Raw genomic sequence first — 13,589 nt, 5'->3', positions numbered from 1 at the left:
AAAATAAAAAAATAGACGAAATTAAAGCGAAATTAGAAGAGCTCGACAATGAACTGGAAAACTATTTGTTAAAAATAAAAACAGAAAAAGATTTCACGGATGATACCTGCAGCAACGATTGTTTAAGAGGAGTGCGTTGCGGAGATGCAATGCTTGTTGATGGTATGCCAAATGGGAAACGCAGGAATGTTCCTACAGCTATTGTAAAGAAAATAGATATAAAAGATAAGCCGTATAAACCTAATGAAATAAACGTCTACTTTGAGACAATCCGACCAGGAACAAAATTCCAATTTACATTGACTTTGGAAAAACCATTGCTGGCTAATATTGGAATTTCGTCAGTAGACGATTTGATGAAGATTCTGGAGGAATATTACCAATCACTAAATAAAGTTTTAATGGAGGGGTTTCCAAATAGACATGATTTATTTACTAAAATGCGGAAAGGAAATGCATATTTAGGAAGGAATACTGGCTTTTTGCATAAAAGCTTGCTTTGGGCATTGGCAGATACACCAAAAGATGCGGTTCCAGTCATATGGACAATTTTGCATAATGAATTTGAAGATCATAAACATAATATGGACAAGCAAATCTCTCCACATATGTTAAAATGTGTTGAATTTGGGAAAGAATTACAACTTATGGGGGGAGTGAGGATTTACCGTGTTTAGCAAACCCTTAACCACTATTGAATTGACGCTTCAGCCCAAGGAACAAACCAAACTGACCCAATCTGCCGGCAGCCTGCTTCAGGGAGTCCTGATGGAAATTATTGACCCCGACTACGCAGCCCAACTGCACCTGGAGAACCTGCGACCCTACAGTCAATACCTTTATGTGGACAGGCAGGAACACACTCTGAAATGGCGGCTTTCCAGCCTGAACCAGGAGGCGGCCCAGAGACTGCTGGAACTCGCCTGGAATTTGCCGGAGACCTTCCGCCTGAAACAAAAGGGCGTAACCGTGGAGATCACCCAGCGGCAATGCTGCAGAGAAACAGATTATGACACCCTGGCCAATACCTTTCTGGGTGAGGGGAAAAACTACCGCAAACTTCATTTTGCTTTTCTGACCTCCACCACCTTTAAAACCAATGGCACCTATGCCCTTTATCCGGAGCTGGAACTGCTGTTTCACAGCCTGCTCCAACGCTGGAACCACTTTAGTGACAGTGAAGTCATCGATGCTCCGGATGCCGTACAGGAGCTGGTAAACAATCTCTTTGTCGGCGGCTATGACCTGAAGCTACACCCCTTTGCCCTGGAGGGCACCCGGGTCCAGGCCTTTCGGGGCAATTATACCGTAGTTTTAAAAAATAATATCATCTTACGCCGGCTTGCAGCCCTTCTGGCTGACTACGCCCAATTTTCCGGCGTGGGTATCAAAACAGCCCTGGGCATGGGCGGCACCCAGGTAGAAATGGAGCTGTGGCGATGAAAATTTTATACTCAGCTGTAGGAGATACGGACCCCATCCGGGATTTGCGGGATGGAGCCATCCTTCATATTGTCCGCTGGTACCAGCCGGATAAGGCCGTGCTCTTTCTGAGCAAGGAAATGACCGAGAAGGAAGAAGCACGCCAATGGTACACCAAGCCTATCCTAGCGGTAAAACCGGATTGTGAGCTTGAACTGATCAAAACCGATATTGTGGACGTTCACAAACTGGATTCTTTGTACCGGATGACCGATGAGTTCTACCGCCTGGTGGATGCCTATCCGGAGGCAGAAATCCTGCTGAATACCAGCTCCGGTACTCCCCAGATGAAGATGATTTTGGCTGTTCTGGCCATTGAATATGACAAGGCCAAGGCCATCCAGGTTTCTTCTCCCCAAAAAGGCTCCAACCGCAATACTGAGCATTTGTTGGATACTACTCCGGTAGAAGACATTATCGAAGGGAATTTGGACAATCTCCCCGAAGAATGTGAAAATCGCTGTACAGAACCCAAACTGCGCTTTATCAAATACCGGCAGGTGGCCCGGGAACTGGTGGAACTGGTCCAGGCCTACAGCTACAAGAATGCCGTGGAACTGGCTAATAAAAACCGGGATATCCTGTCCCAGGAAGTACTGGACCTGGTGCAGCACGCCTATGAACGCTCCAACCTGGATTACGAGGCAGCAGAGAAAACCTTGAGTCAGTATCCTGCCTATGAGGAATTTCTCTTTCCCCAGGTACGGGACAAAGCTGCCATTAAGCTGCGGGAATACCTGTGGGTCATGGAAATTCGCCTGAAACAGGACTATAAGCAGGACTTCTTTGTCAAGCTGAGCCCATTTCTCTATGAACTGCTCTGTTTTTATATTACCAAAAAGCTCCAGATTCCATTGGAAAAATTCACCGGCAAGAAAAACTACGATAAAATGCAGCTTTCTGAAATCAAAGAGAATTTTCCGGAATATTACCAGAAGCTTAAGGATACCTTACCTTATCCCCTGCGGGATGGGCAGAATTTGTCCTATTATTATCTGGAACTGTTCCTGCAGACCCGAGAGGAAGTACCGGAGGCTATCAAGAAAACGTTGCAGACCTTGCGGAACGTAGAAAGCAAAATCCGCAATAAACAAGCCCATCAGATTCAGCCACTGACCGATGCTGATGTGAAAGCTGCAGTGGGAAAATCCATGCAGGAAATCTATCAGGACATTCAGGCGGTTTTTTATTTTGTTCTGGGGGATCATTACCGGGTGCCTAAAGAAATGGTGTATGATCAGCTGAACCAAAAACTGGAAGAACTGCTGAAAGCTCAGGTATAATCATTTTTTAGAGGAGGCAACGGGATGACGTCTCTGTATGTAACTGAAGGCGGCGCTTTTATTCGGCGCATAGGCGGCCATGTAAGCATTGGGCGGAATAACGAAGTCTTGATGGAAGTTCCCTTGGAAAAGGTGGAAGATGTTACTGTGGTAGATCATGTCCAAATTTCCTCCAATTTACTCACTGATTTAATTCAGCGCGGAATTCCTATTACCTGGCTTTCTGGAAAAGGACAATATTTTGGTACATTGGTGAATACCCAGCAGGTGGATATTTTTAAGCAGCAGAAACAGTTTGAACTATTGTTAAATGGAAGTTTCTATTTTGAGCTGGCTAAAAAAGTCATAGCTGCCAAGACACATAACCAGTTAACGATATTGCGTCGATATCAGCGAAATGTAGCTGAAGGATTATTGGAATCGCAGATTCATAATATCGTTACGCTGCGGGGACGTATTTTCAGAACCGAAAATGTGCAAGAACTGATGGGTTATGAAGGAATCATCAGTAGGGTATATTTCGATGCGTTGGGGCAGATTGTTCCCGAGGAATTTGCGTTTTCCAAGCGTACCAAACATCCACCAAGAGATCCTTTCAATTCTATGCTGAGCATGGGCTATAGTATGCTCTTTAATGAGATTCTTAGTTCAGTTGTAGGCCAAGGTCTGCATCCCTATGTAGGCTTCTGCCATGCCCTGGCTAAAGGCCATCCAGCCTTGGTTTCCGACTTGATTGAAGAATGGAGAGCTCCTTTGGTGGATTCGTTGGTGCTGAGTTTAGTGAGAAAGCATATGGTGAATCTGGACTGTTTTGACACGATAGAAGAGGGTTGTTTTTTGAATGCAGAAGGACGAAAAATCTTCCTTCAGGCGTATCACAAAAAACTTTGCTCGAACAATCAATATATTGAAGGGGCTCATAGTTACCGGGAATCCATTGCCCAGCAGTGCAGGGCTTATGCAGCAGCACTTAAAAATGAAGATTTTGCCTTATATAAACCCCTGGAGATTTTCTGATGAGAGAAAAAGAATGTATCGTCCTGATTATCTATGACATCGTAGATAACAAGAAACGGAATAAAATGGTAAAGTGTCTGGAACGGTACGGCGTGAGAGTGCAGAAATCTGCTTTTGAGGCACTTTTAGGACGCAAAAAGTATGATCGATTAATTGATGAAAGCCATCGTATAATCGACCCTGCAACAGATTCCTTGCGTATCTATATTCTTGATTCTATTGTGAATGTCTACACCTGGGGACTGGGCGAACGGAAAGAAGAAGACTGCGTGATTTTGTAAGCTAAGAGAATAAGCAAAATTCTCTTTACGGACGACAGTAAGTCCTGTTATACTAAAAAGCAGTTGTTCTGCACTTGATAGTAAAACAGCGCCGGACCGCATGGGGTCTGGCTTTGCAGGTATTTTACCGCTGCTATGTGCACCCATTTCCTCCAATTTTACCAACAGCGCCGTTTTTCCCTGTTTTCAGCCAGGCAGAAAGCGGCTTCCAGGGGCTAGGATTTTCTAAATGATTCCCCGAAAGGGGACGGAAATAGGATCAAACCGGATAAACGGCTTGATCCTATCTCCCCCCTACTATTTTCTAAATGATTCCCCGAAAGGGGACGGAAATACATCACGATGAGAGCAAAAACTAGAGAAGATTTCAATTTTCTAAATGATTCCCCGAAAGGGGACGGAAATTGTTGTTCCAATCCCTTCATCGTTACCGCATTTTCATATTCCATTTTCTAAATGATTCCCCGAAAGGGGACGGAAATTAGCATAAGATGTAAATCCAACGAGGATCACTCCCCAATTTTCTAAATGATTCCCCGAAAGGGGACGGAAATTTTTGCTTGTCTTTATTGTATCAAATTATTGCCAACCTATTTTCTAAATGATTCCCCGAAAGGGGACGGAAATATTTTAATTCCCCCTTTGTGTGTACTTCTTAATGGATACCCAATTTTCTAAATGATTCCCCGAAAGGGGACGGAAATATCAGGTGTTGCCATTGCGGTAACTCTTTGATGCTTTTATTGATTTTCTAAATGATTCCCCGAAAGGGGACGGAAATTATGCAACGGAAAAAATTACAATGAAGACCTGGATGCCTACCGATTTTCTAAATGATTCCCCGAAAGGGGACGGAAATCTCGTGGTATTCCGGCGGTTTAAAAGATTGCGCGTTTCTGGAAATTTTCTAAATGATTCCCCGAAAGGGGACGGAAACTTTGTTCGTCATCTTGTTCACCCCCTGTGAATGTGATTATTTTCTAAATGATTCCCCGAAGGGGACGGAAACCCGTAGCCGCCATCCTTCAGATGGAATACCGCATAGTAGTACAATTTTCTAAATGATTCCCCGAAAGGGGACGGAAACTTAAAAGCAACTGCGTATTGGCATACGATGTAATTCTGGATTTTCTAAATGATTCCCCGAAAGGGGACGGAAATTTTTGCTATATGAGCTTCCTATAGCAAAGACAATTTTTTTAGCTTTTTCCCTTGGAGGCGTCACGATGACCAGTGAGCTAAAGGTTTTACAGCAGCAGTTCCCCCGGGTGCAGGCCTGCTGGGCTGCTATTGTTCTCTACGGGCAGCATTCTGCTACCTACAAATTTGCTTTGGCGCGGTGTCTGCTGGAGCTGGCGCAGCGGGGGCAGAAACGGGTCTCGCTGGAAGAGTTGGCGGTGCCCTATGCCTGGTACTTGTGTATCCACACGGCCAGGGCGCCTCGGCAGTTCACCAGTCGTTCCAGTACGGTGTTTCGCAGCTGTGAGGAGTTCAATGCGGGCAAAATCAACCAGGAGGCGCTGCTGCAGGTGGTGGTGCAGTACGGGTTCAACAATGTTCTTGACGCTTTCCACATTGTAAACGGGGAAGCGGTGCCGGTGCGGTTTTTTGAAAAGCGGTTTGTGGGCAGCAGCAAGGGTATTGTGCTGACGGAGGCTTTGTTTCAGCTGGTGCGGCAGGGGAATGTGCAGCAGCTGCTGCTGGAAGTGGAGCAGCGCTGGGGTGAAGTGGAAGCGGCCTGGGCCAGGGGGAAATGATGAGCTGGGAAAACGACAGGACCATTGCTTACTACAATGCCCAGGGGGAAAGCTACTATGCCCGGACGGTGGGGGTAGATATGGCTGCCAACCGGGACCGGTTCCTGGGGCTTGTCCAGCCGGGTGGGCGCATTATGGACCTGGGGGCAGGCAGCGGCCGGGATCTGGCGGTTTTCCGGCAACGGGGTTTTGCGGCTGAGGGGCTGGAGGCCTCGGAGGTGCTGTGCCGGCTGGCTGGGCAGCACGCAGGGGTCCGGGTGGTATGCCAACGGCTCCAGGACTGGCAGGGGGAGCAACTGTATGATGGCATTTGGGCCAATGCGGTGCTGCTCCACCTGACGAAAGGGGAATGCCGGAAGTTCCTGGGCAGGGTGGGGGACTGTCTGGCGCCGGAAGGTATATTTTATTTTTCCCTGAAATGTGGTATCGTAACAGGGATGGACGGGGAAGGCCGGTATTTTGCCAATTATTCCCCCCAGGAGATCCGGCAGTTGGTGCAGGGAAGTGGGCTGAACTTGCTGGAGCTGTGGGAAAGCGGGGACCTGCTGCAGCGGCAGGGATTTTGCTGGGTGAATGTGCTGGCGAAAAAGTAAGGATGCTTTACAGTCGCTCCAATCAAAAGGAGCGTGGGTTGAAATTATTATTGAACTAACGGATAATTATTATCCGTTATGTCGCCCCTTTTCACAAGGGGCGTGGATTGCCAGTCCAGGGCGTGCTGCCCTGGGCTTTTGTTTGTTTTTACGGTTAGACGTTCGAGGCAAGATGTTATATAATAGGATATTGACAACCCTAAGGGGAATGTTTTTAGGAGGTTATTATGAGAACGAAAGAAGAATTGGCAGGGATTACGGAACTGGGCAGCGGCAAGACTGTTTATGCCAACACCTACAATCCCGGCGTACTGGAATGCTTCCCCAACAAGCACGAGGAAGCGCCTTATATGGTGAAACTGAATTGTCCTGAATTTACCAGTCTGTGCCCGAAGACGGGGCAGCCGGATTTTGGCCGGATTGTGATCAGCTATATTCCGGACCATGCGTTGGTGGAAAGCAAGTCTCTCAAATTGTACCTGTTCTCTTTCCGGAACAACGGGGATTTTCACGAGGACTGTGTGAATATCATCAAAAACGACCTGGTGAACTTGCTGCACCCCAAATATCTGGAGGTGGCGGGGTACTTTAATCCCCGGGGCGGCATCAGCATTCTGCCCTTTGCGGTGTATGCCCAGCCGGACTACCAGGATATGGCCAAGCGGAGAATGGAGGCTTTCATCCATGAGTAAGAAAGCACTGGTGCTTTCCAGCGGCGGGGTGGATTCTACCACCTGTGTGTCGGTGGCGGTGGAGACGTTCGGGAAGGAAAACGTGTCCACGGTTTCCATTTTCTACGGCCAGAAGCACGTAAAGGAACTGGAAGCGGCCCGGAAGGTGGCGGAGTACTATGGTTTGCCCCATTATGAGCTGGATCTGTCCGGGATTTTCCAGTATTCCAACTGCTCCCTGCTCCAGGGCTCCACGGAGGAGATTGTCCATAAGAGCTACGACCAGCAGATTGCGGAAAACGGGGAGGGGAAGGTTTCTACCTACGTGCCTTTCCGGAATGGGCTGATGCTGTCGGCGGTGGCCAGTCTGGCTATGAGCCTGTACGAAAACGATGACGTGGCCATTTACCTGGGGGCCCATGCGGACGATGCAGCAGGGAACGCCTATGCGGACTGCAGCGAGGAGTTTGTGGCTGCCATGGGGAAGGCCATTTCCATCGGCACCTACAACCAATGTCATTTGGAAGCGCCCTTTGCGGGGCTGAATAAGGCCGGGGTGGTGAAACGGGGCCTGGAACTGAAGACTCCCTATGAACTCACCTGGAGCTGCTACGAGGGCGGCGACCGTCCCTGCGGCACCTGCGGCACCTGTATCGACCGGGCCAGGGCTTTTGCGGCCAACGGGGTCCCGGACCCAGCTTTGGAGGAATATGATGTACACAGTAACAAAAAGAATTGAAGTCAGCGGCGCGCACCGGCTGGACCTGAACTATACCAGCAAATGTACCCATCTGCACGGCCACAACTGGATCATTGATGTGACCTGTCAGCGGGAAGAGCTGGACGAAAACGGCATGGTGGTGGATTTTGGCAAGATCAAGGAAGTGGTCATGGCCCTGGACCATGCGTTCATCAACGATGTGGTGAAAATCAACCCTACGGCGGAAAACATCGCCAAATGGATCCACGACCGGGTTCCCTACTGCACCCGGGTTTCCGTCCAGGAATCGGAAGGGAATGTGGCGATTTATGAAGACTGAGTTTCCCCTGGTAGAGATTTTTGACTCCGTGGAAGGGGAGGGGAAGCGCACCGGCTATATGGCGGTGTTTGTGCGCTTTGCCGGCTGCAACCTGCGCTGCAGCTACTGCGATACGGCCTACTCCTGGAACGTGAAGGACGCGGCGGAGGTGCTGAACCTGGCGGAGCTGCTGGACAGGATCCACAGCTACCCCTGGAAGAAGGTGACCCTTACTGGCGGCGAGCCTTTGCTGCAGCCTCTGGAGGAGCTTTGCGGCATCCTCAGCCAGGAAGGGTACGAGGTGAATATCGAGACCAACGGCGCCGTGCCCCTGCTGCGGGCGCGGCCTGCCGGGCTGTTCTATACCATGGATGTGAAATCCCCGTCCTCCGGCGCCCGGGAAAAGATGCTCATGGGCAACCTGTCCCAGCTGAACGCAGACGACGTGGTGAAGTTCGTGGTGGGCAGCCAGGAAGATTTGGCGGATATGGTCAAGGTACTGGAACAGTACCCCTTTACCGCCAAAGTGTACCTGTCCCCGGTGTATGGGGAGATAGAGCCCAAGGAACTGGTGGAGTTCGTCCGGGAGCACAAGTTGGCCAATGTGTGCGTCCAGGTACAGCTGCATAAGGTGATTTGGGACCCGGCCATGCGCGGGGTGTAGTGGGAATATGATGTAAAATGGGAAAACCAGGCTTTCGGATTGGACGAAAGCCTGGTTTTTTGATGAGAAGAAGGGGCCCTTCGGGCATTCTGAATTGGGTTGGTGCGGGGCGCTACTTAAATGGGTGCAGGCCCATTCGGGGACTGGGATGGTGTTCGCAATGTTGGCCTTTCCGTTCTCTTTAAGGTATATTTTCAAAAACGCGACGGAGCGCTGACTGTTTTTGAAAACACACCCCGCAGAAACGGTGTACCACAAGCTGTAATCAGGCTAGTACTGGCAAATTTGTTGCAGCTACCCTAGTGCGTTTGCGCTGCCCCTCTATCGTGTCCTTACATTGGGCATGGGCCTCTGAAGTGCCGACACCTTACCAAAAGCGGGACCCGCAAGGGCCTATCAGGACGACGATGAAGACTCCAGGACACTGCGGAGTGGCAGTTACATTGCGCAAGTTTGGTACGTGTGTATGCACCCCTCCGGGGTAGCGGGGGCGAGGGGACCTTCCGCCACTGTGCGTTCCAAGGAATTGTGGACGACCCACTACACTTGCGAGGAACGCACGGTGGCGACTTCCTCGTTGGTGCTTCGCTGCGCTCATCACAGGGCATCTTCCAAGGGGGCTTGGAAAATGCCGCAACGAGGCAGATAACTTGAGGTGACGTTCCCGTTTCTTACAATACTCTAGTGCAAGAACCTTGGTCGTACAAGACCCCATCCGCCGGCGAGTTGCCGGCACCTTCCCCGCCTTGGACCACTGTTGGGCGGAGAAGGCAAGCGGCCGGCGGCCGCAAAATATGGGTGAACTTCCTCAGTCATCCCTCTGGGCTGACAGCCCCTTCACGCTTGAAGGGGCCGGCCTTAGGCCCATACGAGTCATGTGCTAAACGGGTTTTGAGAAAAGAATTATGATAGGTAAAAAAATTCTACATCTAACCACATCTAGAACTTGAACAGCAGCGGCATAGAACGCTTCCTGTAAGCGTTGCGGCCGCATCCAAACATCCCCACAGGCATCCAAAGGATGTTTGGTCAATAAGGCCCATGCGACAGCCGTCCAGGAGCCAAGCCTGCAAGGCGATGGCGAATGGAATACGGCGAACCGCTGTAGGAAGTGGCACCGGTAGGTGCCGATAGAAGTTTAATTACCGCTTTTTCGCGGCGCTAGCGCCGCATATGCCTTCCACTTACCAGTGCACTGCTTGGCGTGCACTGGTAAAGAGGAAGGTGCCTGACGCTAGGAAGGCGGATGGGGTTCAAAATCAGGTTGCCTAGGCCAGCACTACACCCGTTGAGAACGTCGACCAAAAATCCGGTACAGAGTTTTCTACAGCAAAAAATTGCCGTAGGCAATTTTTCTGTAGTTGGACTACATAACGGTCCGCACTAGCCCCAAAAGGGGACAGGCCTTTCCCCATTTGGGGAAAGCGGCACCACAGGTGCCGATAGGGGTTTCCAAGCCCGCCTAGGCGGGCTCTATATATTCTTAAAAACACCTCTACACTTTTCGCAGAAAAGTGTAGGTTTTCCTCCTTATTCCCATACTCTATTCCCCCTTGTTCGCCCTAACTTACGTACTTTCACCTAGAAAAACTCCTTCTCGTTCACAAAATGTGTAAGATCTGTCTCATTTCCTCCAATACACATTCTCTTCGGGAAAAAACTCTTTCATTCTCTCCCCCGATAATGGTAAAATAAAATACAGTGTACAATACACATATAAACCTGAGGGGGGTATATTCGTATAATGAAGAAAGTTCCTTTTGTAACGAAAGAAAAGGTCCTGGAGATTGCCAAGACCTATGACACTCCGTTTTATTTGTATGATGAGAAGGGTATCCGGGAGACGGCTCGGAAGATTCGTCAGGCTTTTGCCTGGAACAAGGGCTTCAAGGAATATTTTGCGGTGAAGGCTACGCCGCTGCCGAAGCTGCTGGAGATTCTCCAGGAGGAGGGCTGCGGGACGGACTGTTCTTCCTACACGGAATTGATTATGTCCGATGTATGTGGTTTCAAGAAGCATGATATTATGTTTTCTTCCAACGATACGCCGGTAAAAGATATGAAATTGGCCAGTGATCTGGGGGTTATCATCAACCTGGATGACTTTACGATGATCGACTTCCTGGAACAGGTGGCTGGCAGTATTCCGGAAACCATCTGCTGCCGGTTCAACCCGGGTGGTGTGTTCAGCCTGGGCAACGGGATCATGGACAATCCTGGGGACGCCAAGTACGGTATGACCCGGGAACAGATTCGGGACGCTTTCAAGATTCTGAAGGAAAAGGGTGCCAAGCATTTTGGTATCCATGCGTTCCTGGCCAGCAACACGGTGACCAACGACTATTATCCGGAACTGGCCCGGCAGCTGTTCCAGCTGGCTGTGGACCTGAAGGAAGAAACCGGCGTGGCCGTGGAATTCATCAATCTGTCCGGCGGCGTGGGCATTCCTTACCGTCCGGAACAGGAACCCAACGATATTCTGGCCATTGGTGCCGGGGTGGAGAAGGTGTACAACGAGGTGCTGGTTCCGGCTGGCATGGGCAATGTGGCGCTGTTCACCGAAATGGGCCGTTTTGTGACGGGTCCTTACGGCGCTTTGATTACCAAGGTGCTGCATTTCAAACATATTTATAAGGAATACGCTGGGGTGGATGCCTGCGCTGCCAACCTGATGCGGCCTGCTATGTACGGGGCTTACCATCACATTACGGTGCTGGGCAAGGAAGACGCTGCCTGCGACACGGTATACGATGTGACCGGCGGTCTGTGCGAAAACAACGACAAGTTCGCGGTGGACCGTCCGCTGCCCAAACTGGAAAAGGGCGACTATCTGTTCATCCACGATGCCGGGGCCCACGGTTCCGCCATGGGTTACAACTACAACGGCAAGCTGTGGTGTGCGGAATTCCTGCTGAAGGAAGACGGCAGCATTGAAATGATGCGCCGTGCCGAGACTCCTCAAGATTACTTTGCTACGTTGGACTTCACCGGCCTGTTCGACGATCTGAAGAAGTACGAGTGAATAAAAGCGAGCGGGAAAAGACGCTGCAGGGTATGCTGCACATACCCGGTCTGAAGCTGCGTCTGGCCTTCGAGGGCATTTTGGTGGGAGTGGCGGCCGGCTTATTAATCACTCTCCTGCGCTTGGGGCTGGGTTTTGTGGCTGAACGGCGGGATTCCATGGTGGAATTTCTGCAGAACGTGCCTCCCGCGTACGTCTTATTATGGGTAGGGGCCCTGGTGGTGCTGGCCATCATCATGGGCGGCCTGGTCCGCTGGGCGCCTATGGCAGGCGGCAGCGGCATTCCCCAGGTCCGGGGCATTGTGCTGGGACTGACCAAAAGTCCCCACTGGGCCCGGGTCATCTTTGTCAAACTGGTGGATACGTCCCTGGGTATTGGTGCCGGGCTGTCCATGGGCCGGGAAGGGCCTTCGGTACAGATCGGGGCCATGTCCGGCCAGGGCATCAGTCGGCTCCTCAACAACACCAATCTGGAGGAGCGGGCGCTGATCAGCAGCGGTGCCGGGGCAGGGCTGGCTGCGGCCTTTAACGCCCCTATGGCGGGGGTCATGTTCACCATGGAAACCATCCACAAGAATATGTCCGCCATGGTGATGGTGCCCACCCTGATGGCCTGTATTGTGGCCACGGTGCTGGTGCATTCGGTGTTTGGCTGGGAAACGGTGTTCCTGATTCCCAAAATGCCCATTATGCCGGTGGAATACCTGCCGCTCCTGATCGGGCTGGGGCTTTTTACCGGGCTCATGGGGGTGGCCTTCAACAAGGGCAGCATGAACATGGGGCGCTTTTACGGCCTGCCCATTTTCCGCTACCATTGGATGAAACTGGCATTCCCCCTGCTGCTAACTATTCCCCTGACCTATCTCCTGCCTGAAGTGCTGGGCGCCGGGGATAATATCATCGAGGATATGGTGGAGCTGAAGGGAACGTTGGCCATTCTCCTGGTGCTGCTGGTGGGCAAGTTTGTGTTCACCCTGTTCAGTACCGGGTCCGGAGCCCCCGGCGGCAGCCTCCAGCCCATGCTGGTACTGGGCGCTGTCTGCGGTGCCATCTACGGCAACGTAGCCATGGAAATGGGCTGGCTGCCTCCCGAATACCGGCTCCACATGGTGGTCTTTGCCATGGCCGGGTTCTTTACCGGCTGCGTCCGGGCCCCCGTTACCGCCATTTTGCTGCTGTTGGAACTGACAGGACGGTTCTATCACCTGGTGCCCCTGGGCATCGTGTCCCTGTTTGCCTATGCAGCCGGCGAACTCTGCCACGACACCCCGATCTTTGACGCCATGCTGGAGAAAATCATCGACAAGCACGAGCGGAACAAGAACAACCTGGTGGCCCCCGCCCAGCAGAACCTGCTGGAAGAAGCGGTAGAAGGCGGGTCCCCGGTGGAGGGCAAGACCCTGGCAGAAATCCGCTTCCCGGGCAGAGCGCTGGTAGTCAGCGTCCGCCGGGGCGACCAGGACCTGATTCCCCAGAGAGATACACGGTTACTAGCCGGCGACTATGTGTATCTCATCCCCAACCACGCCAAACTGCGGGAACTGGCACGATTGTTCCGCGCACGGGTGGAAGAACGGCCTGAGTGGGCTGGGAAGCTGGGGGAGGAAAGCGGAGAGAAGAAAGCCGCTGCAGAATCCCCGGTACCTCCAGTAACGCTTGAAGCAGGGAAGAATGGTAAGGGTGGAAAAGCGGCGAAGGAAGAAAAGAAGAAGTAAAAACAAAGAAGAATATGAAAACGACTTGCGAACTCGGGAGAGGGCGCAAGTCGTTTTTTTTGAAGGGAGAGGGTGGGGTGGGGCG

The 13,589-nt window shown here is 51.2% G+C and carries 13 protein-coding genes and 1 CRISPR repeat array; all 13 genes read left to right on the top strand.

Features of this window, described 5'->3' with window-relative positions; genetic code table 11:
* Nucleotides 1-65 precede the first annotated feature (65 nt).
* The 13 genes from C7E10_RS03295 to C7E10_RS03235 all read left to right on the top strand — a co-directional run bounded on the left by C7E10_RS03295 (nt 66) and on the right by C7E10_RS03235 (nt 13,504).
* Nucleotides 66-677 carry a type III-A CRISPR-associated RAMP protein Csm5 gene (locus tag C7E10_RS03295; RefSeq protein ID WP_146109041.1) on the top strand — a complete coding sequence of 204 codons (612 nt, stop codon included), beginning with the start codon at nt 66-68 and terminating at the stop codon, nt 675-677.
* Nucleotides 670-1,443 carry a CRISPR system precrRNA processing endoribonuclease RAMP protein Cas6 gene (cas6, locus tag C7E10_RS03290; RefSeq protein ID WP_105325929.1) on the top strand — a complete coding sequence of 258 codons (774 nt, stop codon included), beginning with the start codon at nt 670-672 and terminating at the stop codon, nt 1,441-1,443. Before C7E10_RS03295 ends, cas6 begins: the two co-directional genes overlap by 8 nt.
* Nucleotides 1,440-2,765: a type III-A CRISPR-associated CARF protein Csm6 gene (gene csm6 / locus C7E10_RS03285; RefSeq protein ID WP_105325928.1), complete on the top strand. Its 1,326-nt coding sequence runs from the start codon at nt 1,440-1,442 to the stop codon at nt 2,763-2,765. The genes cas6 and csm6 overlap by 4 nt, the downstream gene beginning before the upstream one ends.
* 24 nt (nt 2,766-2,789) lie before the next feature.
* Nucleotides 2,790-3,782: a CRISPR-associated endonuclease Cas1 gene (cas1, locus tag C7E10_RS03280; RefSeq protein WP_105325927.1), complete on the top strand. Its 993-nt coding sequence runs from the start codon at nt 2,790-2,792 to the stop codon at nt 3,780-3,782.
* Nucleotides 3,782-4,063 (top strand): CRISPR-associated endonuclease Cas2, encoded by a 282-nt coding sequence (gene cas2 / locus C7E10_RS03275; RefSeq protein ID WP_105325926.1) that lies wholly within the window; start codon nt 3,782-3,784, stop codon nt 4,061-4,063. Before cas1 ends, cas2 begins: the two co-directional genes overlap by 1 nt.
* A gap of 220 nt (nt 4,064-4,283) precedes the next feature.
* Nucleotides 4,284-5,224: direct repeats of the CRISPR family, unit length 35 nt; unit sequence ATTTTCTAAATGATTCCCCGAAAGGGGACGGAAAT.
* A gap of 65 nt (nt 5,225-5,289) precedes the next feature.
* Nucleotides 5,290-5,820 carry a hypothetical protein gene (locus C7E10_RS03270; RefSeq protein WP_105325925.1) on the top strand — a complete coding sequence of 177 codons (531 nt, stop codon included), beginning with the start codon at nt 5,290-5,292 and terminating at the stop codon, nt 5,818-5,820.
* The gene (locus C7E10_RS03265) at nt 5,817-6,413 is read left to right on the top strand and encodes a class I SAM-dependent methyltransferase (protein WP_105325924.1); all 597 of its coding nucleotides are present in this window, start codon (nt 5,817-5,819) and stop codon (nt 6,411-6,413) included. The genes C7E10_RS03270 and C7E10_RS03265 overlap by 4 nt, the downstream gene beginning before the upstream one ends.
* A gap of 227 nt (nt 6,414-6,640) precedes the next feature.
* Nucleotides 6,641-7,105, top strand: coding sequence for a preQ(1) synthase (queF, locus tag C7E10_RS03260; RefSeq protein WP_105325923.1), 465 nt, complete (start codon nt 6,641-6,643; stop codon nt 7,103-7,105).
* Nucleotides 7,098-7,823 (top strand): 7-cyano-7-deazaguanine synthase QueC, encoded by a 726-nt coding sequence (queC, locus tag C7E10_RS03255; RefSeq protein WP_105325922.1) that lies wholly within the window; start codon nt 7,098-7,100, stop codon nt 7,821-7,823. Before queF ends, queC begins: the two co-directional genes overlap by 8 nt.
* Entirely contained in the window at nt 7,798-8,124 is a 327-nt protein-coding gene (queD, locus tag C7E10_RS03250) for a 6-carboxytetrahydropterin synthase QueD (RefSeq protein ID WP_105325921.1), read from the top strand. Before queC ends, queD begins: the two co-directional genes overlap by 26 nt.
* A complete protein-coding gene (gene queE / locus C7E10_RS03245; RefSeq protein WP_231086390.1) occupies nt 8,114-8,767 on the top strand; it encodes a putative 7-carboxy-7-deazaguanine synthase QueE in 654 nt (217 codons plus the stop codon). Before queD ends, queE begins: the two co-directional genes overlap by 11 nt.
* Nucleotides 8,768-10,511: 1,744 nt before the next feature.
* Nucleotides 10,512-11,789: a diaminopimelate decarboxylase gene (locus tag C7E10_RS03240; protein WP_105325919.1), complete on the top strand. Its 1,278-nt coding sequence runs from the start codon at nt 10,512-10,514 to the stop codon at nt 11,787-11,789.
* Entirely contained in the window at nt 11,786-13,504 is a 1,719-nt protein-coding gene (locus C7E10_RS03235) for a ClC family H(+)/Cl(-) exchange transporter (protein ID WP_105325918.1), read from the top strand. The genes C7E10_RS03240 and C7E10_RS03235 overlap by 4 nt, the downstream gene beginning before the upstream one ends.
* Nucleotides 13,505-13,589 lie beyond the last annotated feature (85 nt).

The organism is Acidaminococcus hominis (assembly GCF_900291475.1).
Taxonomy (GTDB): Bacteria; Bacillota; Negativicutes; order Acidaminococcales; family Acidaminococcaceae; genus Acidaminococcus; species Acidaminococcus hominis.
Note: the sequence above shows the minus strand (reverse complement) of the source record. Positions and strands in the feature narration are given on the sequence as shown.

Coding starts and splice junctions, on each gene's coding strand:
- queC (WP_105325922.1), top strand. CDS start 7,098: ATGAGTAAGAAAGCACTGGTGCTTTCCAGCGGCGGGGTGGATTCTACC.
- C7E10_RS03265 (WP_105325924.1), top strand. CDS start 5,817: ATGATGAGCTGGGAAAACGACAGGACCATTGCTTACTACAATGCCCAG.
- cas1 (WP_105325927.1), top strand. CDS start 2,790: ATGACGTCTCTGTATGTAACTGAAGGCGGCGCTTTTATTCGGCGCATA.
- C7E10_RS03270 (WP_105325925.1), top strand. CDS start 5,290: ATGACCAGTGAGCTAAAGGTTTTACAGCAGCAGTTCCCCCGGGTGCAG.
- csm6 (WP_105325928.1), top strand. CDS start 1,440: ATGAAAATTTTATACTCAGCTGTAGGAGATACGGACCCCATCCGGGAT.
- cas2 (WP_105325926.1), top strand. CDS start 3,782: ATGAGAGAAAAAGAATGTATCGTCCTGATTATCTATGACATCGTAGAT.
- queF (WP_105325923.1), top strand. CDS start 6,641: ATGAGAACGAAAGAAGAATTGGCAGGGATTACGGAACTGGGCAGCGGC.
- queE (WP_231086390.1), top strand. CDS start 8,114: ATGAAGACTGAGTTTCCCCTGGTAGAGATTTTTGACTCCGTGGAAGGG.
- C7E10_RS03240 (WP_105325919.1), top strand. CDS start 10,512: ATGAAGAAAGTTCCTTTTGTAACGAAAGAAAAGGTCCTGGAGATTGCC.
- queD (WP_105325921.1), top strand. CDS start 7,798: ATGTACACAGTAACAAAAAGAATTGAAGTCAGCGGCGCGCACCGGCTG.